Genomic DNA, 21,986 nt, shown 5'->3' with positions numbered 1-21,986 from the left:
TCGATGCGGCGCTCGGGACGATCGCCGCCCGGCCCTTGACGACAGGCCGGCAGGCAGATTACGGAAGGAAGCTGCTAATCCGCTTTCTATAGACTGTCTGCTTCCTGAATCCGGGGGTAATCCCTGATCGCGTCGCGGGCGGGACGGGCGGCTTTTTTGAAAGCGGAAGCAACGCGGAACGGGAAGGCACGTATCGGCGCGGAAGCCGGCACGCTCTTTCGGGACGGCGCGGGACGCGGGCGGGCTAGGCTTCGGCCGCGCGCGGAAACGGCGAAACCGTGGGCGCCGCGGGGCAGCCACAGCACGGCCAGGCCCACGCCGCCCCGGGCGTTGGGTTCTCCGTCGCGCAGTTCGATATCGCCGCCGTTGCGGCGGGCATAGGCCCGCGCGATGGCCAGCCCCAGGCCCGAGCCGGACGAGGAAAGCGGCTTGTCGGTGCCGACCCGCTCGAAGCGCGAGAAGGCGCGCTCGCGCAGCACGGGGTCCAGGCCGGGGCCGTTGTCGGCCACCGAGACCTCGGCGCGCTCGCCCGCCAGCCCCACGCCTACGGTGATGCGCGCGCCGGGGCCCGCATAGTTGATGGCGTTGTGCACGAGGTTGGACAGCGCCTCGTGCAGCTCGGCCTCGTTGCCGCATACGATGGCGGCGAGTTCCCTGCCCTCTTCCGACCCCGCCTGCACCCAGCCGAGATCCTGCTGCCTCTCGTGGGCCAGCGGCAGGTACTGGAGCACCACCTCGCGCGACACGTCGTTCAGGTCGAGAAGCTGGCGCGGCGGCGCCTCGGCCTGGTTGGCGTGCGCCAGCGAAAGCAGTTGCTCGGTCAGGCGGCGCGTGCGGCCCAACTGGTCGACGATGGCGCGCAGGCCCTCGCGCGCCCGCGCCGGATCGGGCTCGCGCAGCGCGTACTGCGCCTGGGTCAGCATGATGGCCAGCGGCGTGCGCAACTGGTGCGAGGCGTCGGCCAGGAAGTGCGACTGCTCGTCGAGCACGCGCCGGTAGCGCGCGATGTGATGGTTGACGGCCTCGACCAGCGGCGCCACTTCGCTGGGCACGCGCGAGGCGTCGAGCGGCGTGAGGTCATCGGGGCGCCGCCCCCGGATGTCGGCGCGCAGGCGGCGCAGCGGCTTGAGCGCCCACGACACGCCCCACCATACGAGAAGCACCACCAGGGCGAGCATGCGCGCATCGCGCAGGATCTCCTGGCGGCGCGCCCGGTCTTCGGCCTCGATGCGCTTGCCGGTGCTTTCCGCCACCAGCACCAGGACCTGGCGGTGGCGGCCGTGGTAGTAGAGGTCGCGCAGCACCGACACCACGCGCACGGGATCGTTGCGGTAAACGCTGTCGTAGAAAACGGGCTGGCCGTTGGCGCGCGGCCAGACGGGCGGACGCGGCATGTCGGGCATGCCCAGCAGCGTCTTGCCCTGCTCCTGCGGCACGGGGGAACCGTCGGGCAGCGGCGGGGAGATTTCCTCCATGCGGAAATACTTGCGCAGGCCAGCGCGCGATTCCAGCATCACCTGCGCGTACAGCGGCGTAGCCACCTGCAGCTCGCCCGAGGGCGTGAATTCGAGGCTGCTTTCGAGCACGCGCGCCGGCTCCACCAGGGCGCTGTCATAGGCTTCGTTGGTGATTTCCGCCAGGGTGCGGTAGTCGTTCAGGCTGTCGATGACCAGCAGCGCCACCACGCCGGGCAGCAGCAGGAGGATGAGCAGCGCGCGGATGCCCACGCGCGGCATGCCCGGAATGCGCAGGCTCACGTGTCGGCGGATTCGCTGGCCACGCTTTCGAGCATGTAGCCCAGCCCGCGCACGGTGACGATGCGCACGTCGCTGCCGGCCAGCTTCTTGCGCAGCCGATGCAGCACGACCTCGATGGCGTCCGGATTGGCTTCGCTGTCGTGGGTGAAGACCTTGCCGAAGAGCTGCGACTTGTCCACCGGATAGCCGCTGCGGGTCAGCAGGGCCGCCAGCGCCGCGTGTTCGCGCGGGGTCAGGAAAAGCAGGGAGCCGTCCAGCGTGAAGGCGCGGCTCTCGCTGTCGTAGGAAAGCGAGCCGCACTGGAGCCGGGGATGCTGGCGGCCCCGGCTGCGCCGCACCAGCGCCGTCAGCCGCGCCTCGAGCTCTTCGAGGGCGAACGGCTTGGTAAGGAAATCGTCGGCGCCCAGGTTGAGGCCGCGCACGCGGTCCTGGAGCGCACCCTGCGCGGTGAGCAGGAGCACGGGCGTGCGGTCGTCGCGGTTGCGCATCTCGCGCAGCACCACCAGGCCATGCTTGTCGGGCAGGCGCAGGTCCATGACGATGGCGTCGTACTCGGTGCCGGCCATGAAGGCTTCGGCGGTGCGCGCATCGGGAGCATGATCCGGCACGAAGCCGCTTTGCGCGAGCGCGCGCATGAGCCAGGAGGCCATGTCCTGTTCGTCTTCAACCAGCAATATGCGCATGACCGTCCGTTCCTTCGGGCAAATTCTCTGCCGCCCGCGGTCCGTGCACGCGCTGGCGCAGGTAGCGGGTTTCGTGGTGGCGCCGGAAAAGGATAGAGGAAAGCTCGTTCAGGGCCTGGGTGTAGACGTCGCGCTTGAATTCGATCACGGCATCCAGCGGCACCCAGTACTGGCTCCAGCGCCAGGCGTCGAATTCCGGATGCTGCGTCGCGCGCAAGCACACATCGCTGTCGCGGCCGACCAGGCGCAACAGGAACCAAATCTGCTTTTGTCCTTTATAGTGGCCGCGCCACTCACGCCGGACGAAGTGATCGGGCACGTTATACCGTAACCAATCGCGTGTACGCCCCAAAATACGGACATGCTCGGGCTTCAGGCCCACCTCTTCATGGAGTTCGCGATACATGGCCTGCACCGGGCTTTCGCCGTATTTGATGCCGCCCTGCGGGAACTGCCAGGCATGTTCCCGGATCCGCTTGCCCCAAAAGACCTCGTTTCTGTTGTTTACGAGAATGATGCCGACATTGGGACGGTAGCCTTCGCGGTCAAGCATGGGCCACCCCCACCGAATTCAATACAATTACGGACGATTATACGTATCTGCTGCCACCTTTAAACATGCGCGCATCCAACTACCATATCAACACCCTGAAAGAAGCCCCCGCCGAAGCCGAGGTCGCCAGCCACCAGCTCATGACCCGCGCGGGCATGATCCGCAAGCTGGCGGGCGGCATCTACACCTACATGCCGCTGGGTCTGAAGGTGATCCGCAAGGTGGAAGCCATCGTCCGCGAGGAAATGAACGCCGCCGGCGCCATCGAGCTGCTGATGCCGGTGGTGCAGCCCGCCGAGCTCTGGATGGAGTCCGGCCGCTGGGAGCAGTACGGCCCCGAGCTGCTGCGCATCAAAGACCGCCACCAGCGCGACTTCGTGCTGCAGCCCACGTCCGAGGAAGTCATCACGGACATCGCGCGCAACGAGATCCACAGCTACCGCCAGCTGCCCCTGAACTTCTATCACATCCAGACCAAGTTCCGCGACGAGCGCCGGCCGCGCTTCGGGCTGATGCGCGGGCGCGAATTCACCATGAAGGACGCCTACTCCTTCGACCGCGACGAGGCCGGCGCGCAGCGCAGTTATGACAATATGTATCAAGCCTACATGCGCATCTTCGGGCGCCTGGGGCTGGAATTCCGCGCCGTGGCCGCCGACACCGGCTCCATCGGCGGCACGCGCAGCCACGAGTTCCAGGTCATCGCCGACACCGGCGAAGACCTGCTGGTCTACAACGCCGAAACCGACTACGCGGCCAACATCGAACTGGCCGAGGCGGTCAGCCTGATCGCCGAGCGCGCCGCGCCGGCCGAGGCGATGGCCGAGGTGCCCACGCCGGGCGCGGCCAAATGCGAAGACGTCGCCAAGCTGCTGGACCTGCCGCTCGCGCGCACGCTGAAATCCATCGTGCTGGCCACCGACGGCGAAAAGGGCAAGGTGGAAATCTGGCTGCTGATGCTGCGCGGCGACCACGAGCTGAACGAGATCAAGGCGGGCAAGCTGCCCGGCCTGGCCGGCTTCCGTTTCGCGACCGAGGCCGAGATCGTGGAGCACTTCGGCTGCAAGCCCGGCTACCTGGGCCCGGTCAAGACGGCCAAGCCGGTGCACGTCATCGCCGACCGCACCGTGGCGAACATGTCCGACTTCGTCTGCGGCGCCAACAAGGAAGACTACCACCTGCGCGGCGTGAACTGGGGACGCGACCTGCCCGAGCCCGAGCGGGTGGCCGACCTGCGCAACGTGGTCGAGGGCGACCCCGCGCCGGACGGCAAGGGCACGCTTTCCATCCAGCGCGGCATCGAGGTGGGCCACGTCTTCTACCTGGGCAAGAAGTACTCCGAGGCGCTGAAGGCCACGTTCCTGGACGAAACCGGCAAGCCCGCCGTCCTGGAAATGGGCTGCTACGGCATCGGCATCACCCGCATCGTGGGCGCGGCCATCGAGCAGAACCACGACGCCCGCGGCATCATCTGGCCTCGCGCGCTCGCGCCGTTCGAGGTGGTGATCTGCCCGGTGGGCTGGGGCAAAAGTGAAACGGTGCGTGACACCGCCACCCGGCTGTACGAATCGCTGCTCGCGCGCGGCGTGGACGTGGTGCTGGACGACCGCGACGCCCGCCCCGGCGTCATGTTCGCGGAGTGGGAACTGATAGGCGTGCCCCTGCGCGTAACAGTTGGAGAACGCGGCCTGGCCGAGGGTGTGGTGGAATTGCAGGCCCGCCGGGAAACCGAGGCAGCCCGGATTCCCGTGGAAGGCGCCCTGGAACAGGTGCTGACCAAGCTGGACACCCTCTAACCCTATAGTTACTACGGACTTTCGTCCGCCAGACTGCCTATCGTGACCGCAACGAAGTCCGCCGAATCCCTCCTGCAGATACGTGTCTACTACGAAGACACCGACGCGGGAGGGGTGGTTTTCTACGCCAATTACCTCAAGTTCCTGGAACGCGCACGCACCGAGTGGCTGCGCGAACTGGGCGTCAACCAGTCGGCGCTGGCCGCCGGCGAGCAGCGGCTCTTTGTCGTCCGCTCGCTGGACATGGCCTACCGCAAGCCGGCGCGGCTCGACGATTTGCTTACCATACGCAGCCGGGTTACACGACTGGGCCGCGCTTCGATACACTTCGCGCAGCGCGCTGAACGCAACGGGGAACTGCTCGCCGAGGGCAATATCCAAGTCTGCTGCGTCGATGCCATCCATATGCGGCCGACGGAACTTCCGGCCGACCTTCGCGCAAAACTGGAATTCATTCAGGAATAACCATGCAAGTCACCAACGACATGTCGTTGCTTTCGCTGATTTCGCACGCCAGCGTGCCGGTTCAGCTGATTATGTTGATTCTGTTGGGCATCTCGATCATGTCCTGGACGTACATCTTCGCCAAGCGGATGGCGATCAAGCGGGCCAACGAGCAGACCCGCCGCTTCGAAGACGATTTCTGGTCGGGCGGCGACCTCTCCATGCTGCAGCAGGCGGTGGCGTCGCGCCGCGACGAGCAGGGCGCGCTGGCCCGCATCTTCGACGCCGGCATGACCGAATTCCTCAAGGCCCGCCGCAGCAGTCCCGGCGGCGACGCCACGGCGATCCTGGACGGTCCCCGCCGCGCCATGCGCGCCGCCTACCAGCGCGAAATGGACGCCCTGGAATCGCACCTCAACTTCCTGGCCTCGGCCGGCTCGGTGTCGCCATACATTGGCCTGCTGGGCACGGTGTGGGGCATCATGCACGCCTTCATCGGCCTGTCCAACATGCAGCAGGCCACGCTGGCCTCGGTGGCCCCCGGCATCGCCGAAGCCCTGATCGCCACCGCCATCGGCCTGTTCGCCGCCATTCCCGCGGTGGTGGCCTACAACCGCTACACGAATGACATCGATCGCCTGTCCATCCGCTTCGACAGCTTCGTCGACGAGTTCCTGAACATTCTGCAAAGGCAGGTGCGCTAATGCCCTCGGTAAGCTCGCGCGGCCGCGCCGGCCGCCGCATGAAGTCCGACATCAACGTGGTGCCGTACATCGACGTGATGCTGGTGCTGCTGGTCATCTTCATGGTGACCGCCCCCCTCATCACGCCCGGACTGATCCAGCTCCCCTCCGTGGGCGCGGCGTCGGAAGTGCCGGTCAAGCCGCTGGAAGTCCAGATTTCCGAAGACGGCAAGATCGCCCTGCGCATGCGCGAGCCCGGCGCCACGCCTCAGGACATCGCCCGCCCCGAGCTGGTGGCGCAGGTGCGCTCGCGCATCACCGCCGAGACGCCGGTCGTCATCGCGGCGGACGGCAAAGTGCCCTACGAGTCGGTCGTAAAGGTCATGGACGAACTCCGCACCAACGGCATCACCCGCCTGGGGCTGCTGGTGGATCAGTCCCAATCCGGCGCATCCTCGCAGTCCGCTCCCGCCAAGAAACGCTAATGCGACGCTCCCCCGCCGGCCTGGCCGGCATGCAACGCTCATGACGCCACCCCTCATCCGACACCGCAGCGAAAAGCCGGTCCCCCCGCCCACCAACGACAACCGGAACTCCCTGATTCTGGCCGTGGCGGTCCACCTGCTGCTGCTGGTGGCCCTGATCCTGGGCGTGAACTGGCATTCCGAGAACCCCGGCCCCGTCCAGGTCGAACTGTGGGCGGACGGCAACTCGCCGGTATCGCCCCCGCCCCAGCCGCAGCCCGAGCCGCCGAAGCCGCAGCCCGAGCCCAAGCCGGAACCCGAACCGGAGCCCAAGCCCGAGCCGCCGCCCCCGCCGCCGCCGGAAACCAAGCCGCAGGAACAGCCCAAGGCCGAAGCCGATCCCGAAATCGCCCTGCAGGAAGCCAAGAAGAAGCGCGAGGAAGAGGAAAAAGCCCGCGCGGCTGCCGAGGCGGCCAAGGAAAAGGCGCGCCTCGAAGAAGAGCGCAAGCAGGCCGAGCTGAAGGAAAAGAAACGCCTGGAACAGGAACGCCAGGCCGCCGAGAAGGCCGCGGCTGAAAAGGCCGCTGCCGAGAAGAAGGCCAAGGAAGAGGCGGCGCAGAAGGCGGCAGCCGAGAAGGCCGCCGCCGAGAAGAAGGCCAAGGAAGAAGCCGCCAAGAAGGCCGCCGCGGAAAAAGCCGCCGCCGAGAAAGCGGCGGCCGAGAAAGCCGCCGCCGAAAAGGCCGCGGCCGAGAAAGCGGCTGCCGAAAAGAAGGCCAAGGAAGAGGCCGCCAAGAAGGCGCGCCGACAAGGCCCTGAAGGAAGCCTTCCGCAACGACGCCTTGGGCGCCGCCGGCATTCCGGGCGGCACGGCCGACCGCAATCAGGCGGGCGGCGGACGCGACAGCGGCTACGGCGCGAAGGTCCGCGCCTGCGTGCAGCCGGGGGTGGCCTATCCGCCTCCGCCTCGCCGCGGCTCGGAGAACCCCACCGCGCAATACCGGGTACAGTTAGGTTCTGACGGGAAGGTGAATGGCGTTACGCTGACGAGTTCGTCCGGCATCCCGGGCTTCGACCGCGCGGTCGAGACCGGCATCCGCCGCTGCAACCCCTTCCCCAAGCCTTCGACCGGCCGCTACGAGCCCATCATTGACGTTGTCTACAGAATGTATGACTGACAGGAGATTGCTGATCATGACTCCCGCCTACAGCCGACGAGCTCCTTTCCTCGCCCTTTGGCGATCGTACGGACTCGGCCTGTTCATGCTGGCGCTGGCCTGCCTGATGGCCATCAAGCCCGCCCAGGCCCAACTGCGCGTGGACATTTCCGGCACGGGCGCCACCCAGTACCCCGTGGCAATCGCCGATTTCGCCGTGGACGACGCGCACGGGCGCGCCCTGGCCGAGGTCATCCGCGCCGACCTGACCCGCACGGGCCAGTTCCGCCTCATCAACGCCGCGGGTTCCGGCCTGAACGTGGACTCGCCCATTTCGTACGACGACTGGCGCGGCAAGGGCGCCGACTTCATCGCTTACGGCAGCATCTCGCGCGGCCCCGACGGCCGCTACGACGTGCGCTACCGCCTGGCCGACACGGTCAAGAAGGGCCAGCTCGACGGCGTGGCCTTCTCGGGCACGGAACAGGAACTGCGCCGCGTGGCGCACCAGATCGCCGACCGCATCTACGAAAAGATCACCGGCGTGCGCGGCGTGTTCTCGACCCGCATCGCCTATGTGCTCAAGCGCGGCAACACCTACGAACTGCAGGTGGCCGACGCCGACGGCCAGAACCCGCAAGTGGCCCTGCGTTCGCGCGAGCCGATCATCTCGCCTTCCTGGTCGCCCGACGGCAGCAAGCTGGCCTATGTGAGCTTCGAGTCCGGCAAGCCCGTGGTGTACGTGCATACGCTGGCCACCAGCGCCCGCGTGCCGGTGGCGAACTTCAAGGGCAACAACAGCGCCCCCGGCTGGTCGCCCGACGGCACGCAACTCGCCGTGGCCCTGACGCGCGACGGGTTGTCGCAAATTTACATCGTTAGCGCCGCCGGCGGCTCGAATATGAAGCGAGTTACGCGTTCTCCGGGCATTGACACCGAACCGACCTTTACGCCCGACGGCCGTTCCATTATCTTTACCAGTGACCGCAGCGGTGGGCCGCAGATCTATCAGACCGGCCTCGATGGCGGCGACGCTCGCCGTCTCACGTTTAATGGTAGTTACAACATCTCACCCCGAATTTCCCCGGACGGATCGACGTTGCTGTACGTTGCAAGACGCGACGGCGCGTTTCGTATCGCCTCGTTGAACCTGTCCAGCGGTTCCGAAACTCTGCTCACTGACGGACGTGATGACCAGTCGCCGAGTTTCGCGCCCAATGGCATGCAAGTCCTTTACGCCGCCGTGCAGAACGGCCGTAGCGTCCTTGCAGGTGTCTCGAGCGATGGCCGCGTACGGCAAACGCTTTCGGTACTGAACGGGGAAATACGTGAACCGACTTGGGGCCCATTTACCCGATAACACGTGTGACTCTCTTTGCAAAGGAACTATCATGAAGTCGCGCATTGCCAAAAGCCTAACCATCGCCGCTCTGGCTGCCACGCTGGCAGCTTGCAGCTCCGTCCCTCTCGACGAAAACGCGGGTAAGGGCGGAGGCGCTGGCCAAGGATCCTCGGCTTCCGGCCAGATTCTTGATCCCTTCAACCCCCAAAGCATCCTGGCGCAACAGCGCTCGGTATACTTTGACTTCGACAGCTACACGGTGTCGGACCAGTACCGCGGCCTGGTGGAAACCCATGCCCGCTACCTGACCTCGCACCCGCAGCAGAAGATCAAGATCGAAGGCAACACCGACGAGCGCGGCGGCGCCGAATACAACCTGGCCCTGGGCCAGCGCCGCGCCGATGCGGTCCGTCGCATGATGACCCTGCTGGGCGTCAGCGACAACCAGATCGAAACCATCAGCTTCGGCAAGGAAAAGCCGAAGGCGACTGGTACGTCGGAAGCCGATTTTGCGGAAAACCGCCGCGCCGATATCGTTTATCAGCGTTAAGCGCAACTCCGCATTGTTCTAGGCCCCACGACGCGTCGGGACGGTCATCCGGCCGTTCCGGCGCTTTTGTTTTTACACCCGGGAATTTCTTATGCGCGATACCGTTCTGTCCCTGCGTCCCCTCATGGCGGCCACCGGCCTGATGCTGGCGGCACTGGCCCTGCCCGCTCATGCTTTTTCCGACGATGAAGCCCGCAAGGCCATCCTGGACCTGCGCGCGCAAGTCCAGCAGCAGAACGAGCAGAATCAGCGCGCGCGGCTGCAGCTTGCCGACCAGATCCAGTCCTTGCAGCAGGAAATCGCCCAATTGCGCGACCAGCTCGAGCTGGTGTCGCGGCAGCAGCCCGCCGCCAACGGCGGCGCGGCGGCAGGTTCGGCCAACCCGCCCGGCGCGGCGGCCGGCGACGCGCAGGAGCAGGCCGCCTACGACGGCGCCATCGACCTGTTCCGCAAGGGCCAATACAAGGAAGCAGCCGAATCGCTGGCCGCCTTCATCGCCCTCTACCCCAACAGCCAGCTTGCGCCCAGCGCCCAGTTCTACCTGGGCAGCAGCCGCTATGCCGTGAAGGATTTCAAGGGCGCCATCGAGCAGCTCACCGCCATGGTGCAGAAGTCGCCGCAGGACGCGCGCGCGCCCGACGCCCTGCTGGTGATCGCGGGCAGCCAGATCGAACTGAACAACCGCGCTGGCGCCAAGACCACGCTGCAGCGCATCGTGCGCGACTACCCCACCACGCCCGCGGCCAACACGGCCAAGAGCCGGCTGCAACTGCTGCAATAATGTGCCACGGCGCCGGCCCGCCTCCCGGGCGGCCGGCGCGTGTTCAGGAGCGCAGCGCCACGTCGGCCGCCGGAGCGCCCGTCATGGTTTCCAACTGCCGCGGCGTGAGATTGAAGACCGCGTGCGGATGCCCGGCGGCGGCCCATAGCGATTCGTACCCGAAGAGATCTTCGTCCAGCAGCATGACCGGCTTGACGGCGTGCCCGATGGGACACACCCCGCCGATCGCATAGCCAGTGCTCTCGCGCACGAACTTCGCATCGGCCTTGGCCAGCTCGCCCACCCGGGCGGCGACCTTGGCCTCGTCGACGCGGTTGGCGCCGCTGGCGATGACCAGCACGGGCGCATTGTCGGACACGCGCCGGAAAATGATGGACTTGGCGATCTGCGCCACCTCGCACCCCAGCCCCGCCGCCGCCTCGGCGGACGTCTTGCCCGTCTGGGGCAGCACCACCACCGGCTTGTCGTGCCCCAGTTCCAGCAGGAGACGGGCGACGCGTTGCGCGGATTCGGGCAGGGACGATATGAACTCTGGGGACATTGCTCGGGCTCCATTTCCATGAATACCGGCGACCGGCGAAGGCGGTCGGACGGAGCGAACGAGTGTATCAGCCCCGCCGGCGGCCTGCGCCCGGGCCGGCACGGGCTAGAATTCGGCCCAGGCTTTTTCTTCCCGCCCCCCTCCCCGATGCGTTCCGAACCCGTCCTTCCCCTGCAAACCGCCCTCATCGACGGCTATCCCTTGTCCTATACCGTGCATGGCGAAGGCGCGCCCCTGGTGCTGGTGCACGGATCGCTGTCGGACTGCCGCTACTGGAAATCGCAGATGGGTCCGCTGGGCCGCGCGTTTCGCGTGTATGCGCTTTGCCTGCGGCGCTACTGGCCCGAACGCTGGGACGGCGAAGGCGACGGATTTTCGGTCGAGCAGCATGCCGAGGACGTGCTGGCGTTCATCGAAACCGTGGCGGGAGAGCCGGCGCACCTGGTGGGCCATTCGCGCGGCGGCCGGGTGGCGCTCGAGGCCGCCCTGCGCGCGCCGCAGATGCTGCGCAGTCTGACGCTGGCCGATCCCGGCCTGCCGCTGCCGGGCGAAGACGACCGGCGCGGCGGCTTCCGGCAGCGCGCGCTGGACCTGATCCGGCAAGGCGAGGCCGAGCAGGGCCTCGCCTTGTTCGTCGATACCGTGACGGGGCCGCATACCTGGGAACGCATGGTGCCGTGGTTCAAGGAGATGGTGCGCGACAACGCGGGCACGCTGATCGGGCAGGCCCGGGAAACGCCGCCGGCGCTGACGCCCGGGCAGATCGGCAGCGTGGCGCTGCCCACGCTGCTGATCGGCGGCGCGCTCAGCCCCCAGCCCTACCCCGCCGTGCTGGATGCCCTGCAGGGCTGGATGCCCCATGCGCATCGCGTGGACATCGCCGGCTCGTCGCACGGCATGAACCTGGGCAACCCCCGGGCCTTCAACGGCGCCATAGAACAGTTCCTGCGCGGGTGAGCGCGGACGGCAGGCCGCCGTCCGCGCTCGTCACGCCGCCGGCCTGGCCCTCAGCGGCCCGTGCCGTGCGACGCCATCACTTCCTGCGCCACCTGGCGCGGCGCTTCGGCGTAATGCTTGAACTCCATGGTGTAGGTGGCGCGCCCTTGCGTCAGGGAGCGCAGCGATGTGGAGTATCCGAACATCTCGGCCAGCGGCACCTCGGCGCGCACCAGCTTGCCGCCGCCGCCCGCGATGTCTTCCATGCCCTGCACGATGCCGCGCCGGGAGGAAAGATCGCCCATGACGTTGCCGGTGAAATCCTCCGGCGTTTCCACCTCCACATGCATCACCGGCTCCAGCAGCACCGGGTCGGCGCGGCGCATGCCTTCGCGAAAGGCCATGGCGGCGGCCATGCGGAACGCGTTTTCGTTGGAGTCCACGTCGTGGTAGGAACCGAAGAAGAGCGTCACCTTCACGTCCACCACGGGGTAGCCCGCCAGCACGCCGGCGTTGAGCGCCTCGCGTATGCCCTTGTCCACGGCCGGGATGAATTCGCGCGGCACCACGCCGCCCTTGATGGCGTCCACGAACTCGTAGCCCTTGCCGGGCTCCTGGGGCTCCAGCTTGAGCACCACATGGCCGTACTGGCCTCGGCCGCCAGACTGCTTGACGAACTTGCCTTCGACCTCGTCACAGGTCTTGCGTATGGTTTCGCGGTAGGCGACCTGGGGCTTGCCCACCGTGGCCTCGACCCCGAACTCGCGCTTCATGCGGTCGACCAGGATCTCCAGGTGCAATTCGCCCATGCCCGAAATGATGGTCTGCCCGGACTCCTCGTCGGTGCGCACGCGGAACGATGGGTCTTCCTGGGCCAGGCGCCCCAGCGCGATGCCCATTTTTTCCTGGTCGGCCTTGGTCTTGGGCTCCACCGCCTGCGAAATGACCGGCTCGGGAAACGCCATGCGTTCCAGGATGATGACGTGGGAAGGATCGCAGAGCGTGTCGCCGGTGGTGACGTCTTTCAGGCCGACCGCCGCGGCGATGTCGCCCGCGTAGACCTCGGTGATCTCGCGCCGCTCGTTGGCGTGCATCTGCAGGATGCGGCCCAGCCGCTCTTTCTTTTCCTTGGTGGGGTTGTAGATGGAGTCGCCCGACTTGACCACGCCCGAGTAGACGCGGAAGAACACGAGCTGGCCCACGAACGGGTCGGTCATGATCTTGAAAGCCAGGGCGGAGAAGGGCTCGTCGTCGGCCGGATGGCGCTCGATTTCGCGGTCGCGCTGGTCGTGCCCCTTGATGGCCGGCACGTCCACCGGCGAAGGCAGGTAGTCGATGACGGCGTCGAGCATGGCCTGCACGCCCTTGTTCTTGAAGGCGCTGCCGCACAGCATGGGCACGATCTCGTTGGCGATGGTGCGCGCGCGCAGGCCGGCCTTGATCTCGGCCTCGGTCAGCGGCTCGCCGGACAGGTATTTCTCGAGCAGGGTTTCGTTGGCCTCGGCCGCCTTCTCGACCATTTTGTCGTGCCATTCCTGCGCCTGCGCCTGCAGCGCGGGCGGGATGTCGCGGTACTCGAAACGCACGCCCTGGCTGGCCTCGTCCCAGATGATGGACTTCATCTTCACCAGGTCGATCACGCCCTCGAAGTGGTCTTCGGCGCCCACCGGAAGCTGGACCGGCACGGCATCGCCCTTGAGCCGTTCGGCGATCTGGCGCTGCACGCGCAGGAAGTCCGCCCCCACGCGGTCCATCTTGTTGACGAAGGCCAGGCGCGGCACGCCGTACTTGTTGGCCTGGCGCCAGACGGTTTCGGACTGCGGCTGCACGCCGCCCACGGCGTCGTACACCATGACCGCGCCGTCCAGCACGCGCATGGAGCGCTCCACTTCGATGGTGAAATCCACGTGGCCCGGCGTGTCGATGATGTTGATGCGGTGCTCGGGATAGTTGCCCGCCATCCCCTTCCAGAACGCCGTAGTGGCCGCGGACGTGATGGTGATGCCGCGCTCCTGCTCCTGTTCCATCCAGTCCATGACGGCGGCGCCGTCGTGCACTTCGCCGATCTTGTGGGTGATGCCGGTGTAGAAGAGGATGCGCTCGGTGGTGGTGGTCTTGCCGGCATCGATGTGGGCGCTGATGCCGATGTTGCGATACAGATCGATACGCGTCTTGCGAGTCATGGCCTCTTCCCTTGCAGTGAAACACTGGCTGAGACGGCAGGGCCCGCCCGGGCCTCGCCGCGGCAGGCGCGCGCGCCGCGCAACAAAAAGGAATCGCGATGGCGTCGCGCCCGCGCTGATGCTTGCATATTACGCGCCAGCCGGGCAGATACAAGACATGGCCCTGAAGGCGCCCGGGATTTCCGGCCGCCCAACGAAAACGCCCCTCGCGCAAGGCGAGGGGCGTGGTCCGGACATGCACGTTTCCGTGCCCGTGACGGCTATTTCTTTTCTTCCTTGACGCGGTAGACCAGTACCGCGGTGGTGGCCAGCGACAGCACCTTGGCCGTCACGCTGCCCAGCAGCAGGCGCGACAGCCCGCTGCGGCCGTGGCTGCCGATGAAGATGAGGTCGCAGCCGTTGTCGCCGGCGGCCTGGACGATGCCGTCGGCGACGTTGAAATTGGACACGGCGCGCGTCTCGCACTTCACGCCGGCGGTGTCGGCGCGGTCGCTGATCTGCTTGAGGTATTTCTCGGCCTGCTCCGCCGAAGCCTTTTCGTAGTCTTCGTCGGTGATGGCGTAGGCCGCGGCCATGCCGTCGAAGCCGATGGTGGCGGCGAAAGGCTGCGTCACGTAGAGCGCCACGACCTCGGCGCCCACGGAACGCGCGAAGCAAATGCCCGCATTGGCGGCCTGCGCGGACAGCGGCGAACCGTCGGTGGGAATCAGGATCTTCTTGAACATCAGCCTGCTCCTGTTTGAGATGAATTCTTATGCTACCGGAAAGAAGCCGGATTCACATCAGGCTCGCCCCGGAGGCTTGACGGCGGTCAAGCCTGGCGCTCAGCCGAGCTGCTGCGCGGCGGCGAACAGGTTGGTGCAGCGCGTGCCCGTGCGGCAATAGGCCAGCACCGGCCCCGGCAGGGTGCGCAGCAGTTCGGCGAAGCGCTGCACGTCGGCGGCGGTCATGGCGCTGCCCACCACCGGCTGGTATTCGACTTTCAGGCCGGCGGCGACGGCGGCCTTGGACACGTCGGCCGCCGTGGGCTGGTCGGGGCCGCCCTCGAAATCGGGACGGTTGATGATGACGCTCTTGTAGCCGGCGGCGGCGACTTCGGCCATGTCGTCGGGGCCGAGCTGGGGAGCCACGGCAAAGTTCTCGGTGAGGGGCTTGATCGGTACGGACATGGCGGTTCCTTCAGTTGTATGGCTGCGTATTATTATTGCAGGCTCCGCCATCGGCGAAGAGTTTTTCGAGCTCCGTCCAGACCCCGCGCTGCTCGGTCATGGACACCGAAAAGCGCAACATCCGGGACGGCTCCTGGGAGGGCGAAAACAGCGTGCCGGGCGCCAGCAGCATGCCGCGGTCGGCAGCGGCCCGCGCCACCGCCTCGGAATCCCGCCCGCAGTCGGCCCATACGAACATGCCCGCGTGCGGCTCGTGCGGCAGGCGCAGCCCCAGCCGCAGCAGCCCCTTCACGCAGCGCTGCCGCGCGTCGTCCACCCGCTGGCGCACGCGCTCGATGTGGCGCCGGTACTGGCCCTCCATGAGCACGCGGTGCACCACCCGCTCGCCCAGTTCGGGCGACGTCAGCCCGGCCAGCATTTTCAGGTCGGCCAGCTTCTGCAGGATCTGCGGATGCGCCGCCAGGTAGCCCACCCGCAGGCTGGCGGCGAGCATCTTGGAATATCCCCCCGCCAGGATGACGCGGTTCAGCCGGTCCAGGGCCGCCAGCTTCACCGCCCCGCCGGGGTGCAGTTCGCCGTAGGTGTCGTCTTCCACCACCAGGAAATCGTGGCGTTCGGCGATGCGCAGGACATCGTAGGCCACGCCGGCCGACAGCGTGTGCCCCGTGGGGTTGTGGACCGCGCTGTTGACGATGAACAGCCTGGGGTGGTGCTGGGCCGCCAGCTTTTCCAGCAGCGCCGTATCGGGGCCGTCGGGGCCTCGGGGCACGCCGATCAGGCGCGCCCCGAAGGCGGCCAGGCGGCCGAAGATCACGAACCAGGCCGGATCCTCGACCAGCACGGTGTCGCCCGGCCGCACCAGGTGGCGCGCGACCAGGTCCAGCCCGTGGGTCACGCCGCAGGTGGTCAGCAGATTGTGCTCGGGATGGGCGGGCACGCTTTCGTTCTGCAGGTGCCCGGCAATCTGCTGGCGCAGCGGCGCGAAGCCCTGGGGATGGCCATAAGACACCAGGTGGCCGCGCACCGACCTGCCCACCGCGCGCACGGCGGCGGCGACCATCTCGGGATCCAGCCATTCCGGCGGTTACAGCTGCCGCCTTCCGCCCGGGTGGACGTGCCCTGGCTGCTGCGCAACATGTTCCGCGAGAGCGCCGCGCCCGGCATGCCGGGCGCGCGGCCGNGGCGGGTTGGCGCGGGAGGCCGCCACGCGCGGCATGCGCACCAACCGGAGGCTGCTCGGCGTCTACGGCTTCGAGGGAGGCAGGCGACACTATGCGCGGCTGCTGCAGCACTGGTTGTTCAACGCGCGCGATGGCGATGTTCTCATGTGCCATCCGGCGCTGCACGAGACGGGCGGCGATGCCCTGGCCCGGCAGCGGCGCGCCGAGTTCGAATGATGGCCTGCGCGCCGCAGGGCGAATGGATGCGCGCCAACGGGGTGCGCATCGGCCGGCTGGCGGACTAGGTTTCGGTCAGGCGGCGCAGCAGGCCAGGCCGCGGCCGGACCCAGCGTGCGGCGCGTGGACCACACCGCATCGACCCGGATGCTGCGCGGCCAGCCCGGCACGTCGAGTTCCACCAGTTCTCCGCCGCCGAACCGCTGCAGCATCCAGCGCGGCAGCTCGGTCCAGCCGAAGCCCAGGCTGGCCATTTCCAGCAGCATCAGGTAGCCGGGCGCCGACCAGGTCGAGGAAGAGGGCGTCGGCATCCTGTCGTCCAGTTCGTAGGTGCTCAGGCGCAGTTCGCGTTCGCCGCGCAGGTGGTCGTGCGTGACGCGCGGCAGCGCGGCCAGCGGATGGGTCTTGCCCACGCACAGCACGATTTCGGAGTTCTCCGCCAGGCTGGCGTGCGCGATGTCGGGCGGATAGCTTTCCTGCGCCGCCATCAGGCCCAGGTGCGCGCGGCCCTCCTGGACCAGCGCCACCACGTCCTCGTATTCGGCGATCAGGCATTCGAAGCGCAGCGCGCAATAGCGCTGGTCGATGTCGCGCAGCATGGACTCGAATGTCTCGGACTGGAAGGTGTCGGACAGCACGACGGTCAGCCGGGGCTCCAGCCCGGCGGCGAGCTGGGCCGCGCTGCGGTTCAGCCTGTCGTTGGCGGCCAGCACCTGCAGCGCCTGCGCCAGCAGCACCTGGCCGGCTTCGGTCAGCACGGGCTGGCGCTGGCTGCGGTCGAACAGGCCGACATTGAGATCCACTTCCAGGTTGGCGATGGTTTCGCTCACGGTGGACTGGCTCTTGCCCAGCTTGCGGGCAGCCGCGGAGAAGCTGCCCAGCGAGGCGACCTGGGCGAAGGCCGCCAGCGATTCCAGGGAATGGCGCATGATTATCGGTTTTTCCGATGAAAACTATCTTTATGGTAGCGGATTTCTCCGGAACAATAGCGTTTCCACGCCGGTTCGCGGTAACGGAATCCATCATGACCCAAGCAGCAAAATCCCTCAAAGAACGCTTCTTCCATGCCTTCCTGTTCGAAATCCTGGCCATCGGGCTGTGCGCGCCCGCGGCCGCCTGGGCCATGGACAAGCCGCTCTGGGACATGGGCGTGCTCACGGCGGTCATTGCCCTCATCGCCCTGCTGTGGAACATGGTCTACAACGCCGGCTTCGACCGCCTCGAGAACCGCATGGGGTGGACGCGCACCCTGCGCCTGCGGGTGGTGCACGCCTGCGGCTTCGAGCTCGGCCTGCTGCTTATCGTGATCCCGCTGGCGGCCTGGTGGCTGGGCATCAGCCTGTGGCAGGCGTTCGTGCTCGATATCGCGCTGGTGCTCTTCTACCTGCCCTACGCGTTTTTCTACAACCTGGCCTACGACAAGTCCCGCGCGCGCGTCATTGCATGGCTGGAACGCCGGGCCAGCAGGCCCGGGCGCGCCGCCAGTCGTGCGCCTGAGGCCGGCGGCGCGGACCGGGGGCTAGCCGGTTTTCTTGCGGTAGGCGCGGCTCGCGTCCCGCATGAAGCCGCGCACCGCGTCCTCATACTGGGCGCCGCTGCGGAAGGCGCCCGAATGCGAGGCGCCTTCTATCTTCACCAGCCGCTTCAGGTCCGGCGCCACGCCGCGCGCGGCGGCGAACAGTTCGTCGCTCATGGTGTGCGGCACTACCCGGTCGGCCGTGCCGTGCAGGAACAGCATGGGCGTGTGCATGGCCGCCAGCTTGTCCACCGAATCGAAGGGCTGCGTCACCAGCAGGCTCGCGCCGGGCACCTTGCCCCATTTGAGCGTGCCCAGCATGGCGCTGATGCTGGTGAAGCTCGACTCCACGATCAGCCCGGCGAAATCGGGCAGGTCGGGCCGGGCCGCGAGGTCGATGGCGATGGCGCCGCCCAGGCTGTGGCCGTAGACGAAGCGGCGCGCGGGGTCGGGCTGGCGACGGGCGAGTTCGCGCAGCCCGGCCTCGGCGTCTTCCTGGGCGCTGCTTTCGGACGGCAGTCTGGGCGTCGAGGCGCCGAAGCCGCGGTAATCGATGGCCAGCACGGAATATCCCATGCGCGCCCACCCTTCGATGCGGAAAGCGCTGCCGTTCAGGTTCCAGCGCGCGCGTGCAGATACAGCACGGTGGGGGCGCCGGCCAGGCGGCTTTGCCGGTACCAGGCGCGCACTTTGTCGCCATTGGCCAGGACGAGGTCGAACACCTCGGTGCCCGCGGCGGGCTCGCGCCACCAGCTCTGGGGCTGCGTCTGCGGCGAGAAAATGGCCTCGCGCTGCCAGGAGTCGAGTTGCGAACAGCCCACCACGCTTGCGGCGGCAAGGAATGAAGCGGCCAGAAAGCGGCGCAGGGTAAGGCGGGGCAGGGCGGGCATGACGATGAAGCGCCGGTGATGCTCGGGCGGGGTTTCAGCATACCCGATATGCATGCCGGCGCGTCAGGCCGAGGCGCCGTACACCTCCCGGGTGAGGGCCAGCCACGCCTGGGCGGCGTGCGAGAGATAACCGCCGCGCCGCCACACCAGCACCATTTCCCAGTCGGTGCGGGCGTCGCGCAACGGCACCCGGCACACTCCCGCGTGCAGTTCCTCGTTGGCCTTGATGCGCGGCAGGAACGCCACGCCCAGGCCGGCGGCCACCAGCGCCACGATGAAATCGGTCTGGCCGCTGCGGGCCGCGATGCTCGGCGCGAAGCCCGCGCGCTGGCAGGCATCGAGCAGGATGCGGTTCAACGCGAAGCCGGTTTCGAACAAGATGAAGGGAGATTCGCGCAGTTCGCGCAGGCTGACCGATTCGGCGCGCGCCTTCGGGTGGTCGGCCGGCATCAGCGCCAGCAACGGCTCGCGCGCCACGGGCTGCCACTCGAAATGTTCAGGCACGGGCTGCAGCGAGGCCGCCAGCTCGATGTCGCCGGCCAGCGCCATTTCTTCCAGGCGGCGGCTGCCGTGCTCCACCAGGCTGATTTCGATGTGCGGGTAGCGGCTGCGGAAATCGGCGAACAGCGGCGCGAAAAGCGCGCTGCTGCCCAGCGGCGGCAGCCCCAGCCGGAGCACGCCCCGCCGCAGCCCGCGCAGCTCGTCCAGCTCGGCATAGAGATCGTCGCGTTCGGCCAGTATGGTGAGCGCGCGGCGGTACACGATCCGGCCCGCTTCGGTGAGCCGGGGCGGCTGCGCATTGCGGTCCAGCAAGGGCATGCCCACTTCGTCTTCGAGCTGTTTCACGGCTTTGCTCACGGTGGGCTGGGTGGCGTAGATCACCTTGGCGGCCTGGGAGAACCCGCCCTGGCGGACCACCTCCACCAGGGCGCGCAACGGGCGTATGTCCATGCTATGCCATATTGGAATGCGCGGAATGCAATGAATTCATTTTATCTATGGCTGGAGCTGGCGTAAAACAACAGCCTGACGCAGGAACCGCAACATCATGGCCCGCTCCCGTTTTCTTCTTCTCGCCCGCAGCGCCCTGCGGCGCAGCCGCTTGCTGCAGATCTCGCTCATCGTGGCCTTTTCGCTCGTCGGCCAGGCCGTGGCGGCCGCCACCGGCCTGCCCGTGCCCGGCGGCGTCATCGGCATGGCGCTGGTGCTCGTCCTCCTGGCCACCCGCCGGCTGCGCGTGCGCAACGTGCACCGCGGCGCGAGCTGGCTGCTGGGCGAGATGCTGCTGTTCTTCGTGCCGGCAGTCATGTCCCTGCTGGATCACCGCGAATTCCTGGGCATGCTCGGGCTGAAACTGCTGCTGGCCATCGTGCTGGGCACGGCGCTGGTCATGACCGGCACCGCGCTCACCATCGACCTGTGCTATCGCTGGATGAACCGCCATGCCTCATGAATTCAACATGCTGTTCTGGCCGGCAGCGACTGTGCTGGCCTATGTCTGCGCGCGCCTTTTCTACCGGCGCTACGCCTACTGGTGGACCTCGACGCTGGTGGTGGCGCCGGCGCTGCTGCTGGCGCTGGCCATTGCGCTGCACGCCGGCTATCGCGACTACATGTCCGGATCGCACTGGCTGATGGCCATGCTGAGCCCGGTCATCGTGGCGTTCGCCCTGCCGCTGTACGAGCAGCGCGCCCTCATCCGCCGCTATTGGCCGGTGCTGGCCGCCGGCGTGGCGGTGGGCAGCCTGATCGCCGGCCGCGAGCGCCTGGGCGCTGGGCGCGCTGCTCGGCCTGCCCGCCGACCTGCGCCTGAGCCTGGCTGCCGCGCTCGGTGGCCACGCCGTTCGCCGTGGCCGTGTCCTCGCACGTGGGCGGCGTGCCCGACCTGACGGCGGTGTTCGTCATCGTTACCGGCGTGTTCGGCGCGGCCATCGGCCAATTGATGCGCCGCTGGCTGCCCTTGCGCTCGGCGCTCGCGCGCGGGGGCGCTCTTCGGCATGGGCGCGCACGGCGCGGGCACCGCCAAGGCCCGCGAGTTCGCGGCCGAAGAGGGCGCCGTGGCCGGGCTGGTCATGGTGATGGCGGGGCTTTTCAACGTGCTCGTCACGCCGGCGGTGGTGGCGGGGCTGCTGGCTTAACCTGGCTTAACGCCGCCCCGGCCGGGCGGTCCCGGCCCGCCGTCAGCGGACCAGGTCCAGCGCCACCGGATAGAGCGAGGCCACCAGCAACAGCGCCATGGTCACGTTGAAGGCGCGCACCGCCCAGGCTTTGTGCAGCAGCCGGCGCAGGGCGGTGCCGAATGCGACCCAGATGCCCACGCTGGGCAGGTTGACGATGCCGCAAACCACGGTGGCCAGCACCAGATTGGCGAAGAAGCCGGCCTGCGGGGTGTAGGTCGCCACCACGCCCACGGCCATCACCCAGGCCTTGGGGTTGACCCACTGGAAGGCGGCCGCCTGCAGGAAGGTGAAGGGCTTGCCCCGCACGGTTCCGTCTTCCATCGCGCCGGCATTGGCGATCTTCCAGGCCAGATACAGCAGATACAGCGCGCCGGCGTACTTCAGCACCGTATAGAGCGCGGGGATGCGCTGGAACACCGAACCCAGCCCCAGGCCCACCAGGAAAATCATGAAGGCAAAGCCCAGGGTGACGCCCAGCAGGTGCGGCACCGTGCGGCGGAAGCCGAAATTGAGGCCGGACGAGGCCAGCATGACATTATTGGGCCCGGGCGTGATGGAGCTCACCAGTGCGAAAAGCGCAAGCGGTCCCAGCAGCGAAGCCGAGGCCAGGGGCACGTCGGACAGGGCAAGGGGGGAGAGGCTCATTTTGCGTTCCTGACGATGGCGCGCCGGCCACCCGCGATGACGAGAATCACGGCTGCGGCAAAGAAGAAGGTGGAAGGCGTCACGGCTTCGCCGAAGAACAGCGCCGCGGCGACCACGGTGAGAAAGGGCTGGAGCAGCTGCACTTGTCCCACCCGGGCGATGCCGCCCACGGCCAGGCCACGATACCACGCGAAAAAGCCCAGAAACATGGAGCCGAAAGCCAGGTAGGCGCAGGCCGCCCCCGTTGCGGCCGAGGGCCATTGCGCCTGGGCCGCCATCCAGCCCACGGGGGCGGCCACCACCGGCGCGTAGATCGCCAGCG

At 67.6% G+C, this 21,986-nt stretch carries 19 protein-coding genes and 6 pseudogenes; 12 read left to right on the top strand and 13 right to left on the bottom strand.

Annotated elements, in window-relative coordinates; all coding sequences use genetic code 11:
• Positions 1–86: 86 nt before the first annotated feature.
• The 3 genes from AD428_RS02070 to AD428_RS02060 are packed head-to-tail and all read right to left on the bottom strand — an operon-like array spanning position 87 to position 2,993.
• Positions 87–1,727 (bottom strand): sensor histidine kinase, encoded by a 1,641-nt coding sequence (locus AD428_RS02070; RefSeq protein ID WP_152967956.1) that lies wholly within the window; start codon positions 1,725–1,727, stop codon positions 87–89.
• A gap of 26 nt (positions 1,728–1,753) precedes the next feature.
• Positions 1,754–2,440, bottom strand: a complete 687-nt coding sequence (locus AD428_RS02065) for a response regulator (RefSeq protein ID WP_053243983.1) — start codon at positions 2,438–2,440, stop codon at positions 1,754–1,756.
• A complete protein-coding gene (locus AD428_RS02060) occupies positions 2,421–2,993 on the bottom strand; it encodes an RNA pyrophosphohydrolase (RefSeq protein WP_053243982.1) in 573 nt (190 codons plus the stop codon). Before AD428_RS02060 ends, AD428_RS02065 begins: the two co-directional genes overlap by 20 nt.
• Positions 2,994–3,058: 65 nt before the next feature.
• Here AD428_RS02060 and AD428_RS02055 point away from each other — a divergent pair, with 65 nt between their 5' ends.
• From AD428_RS02055 to ybgF, 8 genes and pseudogenes are all read left to right on the top strand, one after another.
• Complete coding sequence (locus AD428_RS02055) at positions 3,059–4,789, top strand: proline--tRNA ligase (RefSeq protein ID WP_053243981.1); 1,731 nt, start codon at positions 3,059–3,061, stop codon at positions 4,787–4,789.
• Positions 4,790–4,831: 42 nt separating this feature from the next.
• Positions 4,832–5,254, top strand: a complete 423-nt coding sequence (ybgC, locus tag AD428_RS02050) for a tol-pal system-associated acyl-CoA thioesterase (RefSeq protein WP_053243980.1) — start codon at positions 4,832–4,834, stop codon at positions 5,252–5,254.
• 2 nt (positions 5,255–5,256) lie between these two features.
• Entirely contained in the window at positions 5,257–5,937 is a 681-nt protein-coding gene (gene tolQ / locus AD428_RS02045) for a protein TolQ (RefSeq protein ID WP_053243979.1), read from the top strand.
• Positions 5,937–6,401, top strand: a complete 465-nt coding sequence (gene tolR, locus AD428_RS02040) for a protein TolR (RefSeq protein ID WP_053243978.1) — start codon at positions 5,937–5,939, stop codon at positions 6,399–6,401. Before tolQ ends, tolR begins: the two co-directional genes overlap by 1 nt.
• Positions 6,402–6,441: 40 nt before the next feature.
• Positions 6,442–7,555: pseudogene (gene tolA / locus AD428_RS02035) on the top strand (cell envelope integrity protein TolA).
• 16 nt (positions 7,556–7,571) lie between these two features.
• Positions 7,572–8,894 (top strand): Tol-Pal system beta propeller repeat protein TolB, encoded by a 1,323-nt coding sequence (gene tolB, locus AD428_RS02030; RefSeq protein ID WP_053244000.1) that lies wholly within the window; start codon positions 7,572–7,574, stop codon positions 8,892–8,894.
• A 31-nt stretch (positions 8,895–8,925) separates the two neighbouring features.
• Positions 8,926–9,426, top strand: coding sequence for a peptidoglycan-associated lipoprotein Pal (gene pal, locus AD428_RS02025; RefSeq protein ID WP_053243977.1), 501 nt, complete (start codon positions 8,926–8,928; stop codon positions 9,424–9,426).
• A 91-nt stretch (positions 9,427–9,517) separates the two neighbouring features.
• Entirely contained in the window at positions 9,518–10,207 is a 690-nt protein-coding gene (gene ybgF / locus AD428_RS02020) for a tol-pal system protein YbgF (protein ID WP_053243976.1), read from the top strand.
• A 43-nt stretch (positions 10,208–10,250) separates the two neighbouring features.
• On the opposite strand, the gene AD428_RS02015 is transcribed toward ybgF, so the two are convergent.
• Positions 10,251–10,748 (bottom strand): YbaK/EbsC family protein, encoded by a 498-nt coding sequence (locus AD428_RS02015; protein ID WP_053243975.1) that lies wholly within the window; start codon positions 10,746–10,748, stop codon positions 10,251–10,253.
• Positions 10,749–10,895: 147 nt separating this feature from the next.
• Here AD428_RS02015 and AD428_RS02010 point away from each other — a divergent pair, with 147 nt between their 5' ends.
• On the top strand, positions 10,896–11,705 hold the full coding sequence (locus tag AD428_RS02010) for an alpha/beta fold hydrolase (protein ID WP_053243974.1): 810 nt from the start codon (positions 10,896–10,898) through the stop codon (positions 11,703–11,705).
• A 50-nt stretch (positions 11,706–11,755) separates the two neighbouring features.
• Here the strand turns inward: AD428_RS02010 and fusA are convergent, their stop codons facing one another.
• The 5 genes and pseudogenes from fusA to AD428_RS01985 form a co-directional block, all read right to left on the bottom strand.
• The gene (fusA, locus tag AD428_RS02005; RefSeq protein ID WP_053243973.1) at positions 11,756–13,867 is read right to left on the bottom strand and encodes an elongation factor G; all 2,112 of its coding nucleotides are present in this window, start codon (positions 13,865–13,867) and stop codon (positions 11,756–11,758) included.
• A gap of 260 nt (positions 13,868–14,127) precedes the next feature.
• Complete coding sequence (locus tag AD428_RS02000; protein ID WP_053243972.1) at positions 14,128–14,592, bottom strand: universal stress protein; 465 nt, start codon at positions 14,590–14,592, stop codon at positions 14,128–14,130.
• 99 nt (positions 14,593–14,691) lie between these two features.
• The gene (locus AD428_RS01995; RefSeq protein ID WP_053243971.1) at positions 14,692–15,036 is read right to left on the bottom strand and encodes a TIGR01244 family sulfur transferase; all 345 of its coding nucleotides are present in this window, start codon (positions 15,034–15,036) and stop codon (positions 14,692–14,694) included.
• 10 nt (positions 15,037–15,046) lie between these two features.
• Positions 15,047–16,120 (bottom strand): annotated as a pseudogene (locus AD428_RS01990) (PLP-dependent aminotransferase family protein); the annotation flags it as partial.
• Between the two features lie 405 nt (positions 16,121–16,525).
• Positions 16,526–17,362 (bottom strand): annotated as a pseudogene (locus AD428_RS01985) (LysR family transcriptional regulator); the annotation flags it as partial.
• 95 nt (positions 17,363–17,457) lie between these two features.
• Here AD428_RS01985 and AD428_RS24195 point away from each other — a divergent pair.
• A pseudogene (locus AD428_RS24195) lies at positions 17,458–17,868 on the top strand (multidrug/biocide efflux PACE transporter); the annotation flags it as partial.
• Positions 17,869–17,952: 84 nt separating this feature from the next.
• Here the strand turns inward: AD428_RS24195 and AD428_RS01980 are convergent.
• Positions 17,953–18,839 (bottom strand): annotated as a pseudogene (locus AD428_RS01980) (alpha/beta hydrolase).
• A gap of 63 nt (positions 18,840–18,902) precedes the next feature.
• The gene (locus AD428_RS01975) at positions 18,903–19,790 is read right to left on the bottom strand and encodes a LysR family transcriptional regulator (protein WP_053243970.1); all 888 of its coding nucleotides are present in this window, start codon (positions 19,788–19,790) and stop codon (positions 18,903–18,905) included.
• Positions 19,791–19,887: 97 nt separating this feature from the next.
• Here AD428_RS01975 and AD428_RS01970 point away from each other — a divergent pair, with 97 nt between their 5' ends.
• Together AD428_RS01970 and AD428_RS01965 are read left to right on the top strand one after the other, a co-directional pair.
• Entirely contained in the window at positions 19,888–20,292 is a 405-nt protein-coding gene (locus AD428_RS01970; RefSeq protein WP_053243969.1) for a CidA/LrgA family protein, read from the top strand.
• Positions 20,282–20,977, top strand: a pseudogene (locus AD428_RS01965) (LrgB family protein). Before AD428_RS01970 ends, AD428_RS01965 begins: the two are co-directional and overlap by 11 nt.
• Positions 20,978–21,019: 42 nt before the next feature.
• Here AD428_RS01965 and AD428_RS01960 read toward each other — a convergent pair.
• Positions 21,020–21,664: a LysE family translocator gene (locus AD428_RS01960; RefSeq protein ID WP_053243968.1), complete on the bottom strand. Its 645-nt coding sequence runs from the start codon at positions 21,662–21,664 to the stop codon at positions 21,020–21,022.
• Positions 21,661–21,986, bottom strand: a 326-nt coding sequence (locus AD428_RS01955; protein WP_152967953.1) for a DMT family transporter, incomplete at its 5' end; no start/stop codon positions are given. The genes AD428_RS01960 and AD428_RS01955, both read right to left, overlap by 4 nt.

Source organism: Achromobacter sp. DMS1 (assembly GCF_001270295.1).
Note: the sequence above shows the minus strand (reverse complement) of the source record. Positions and strands in the feature narration are given on the sequence as shown.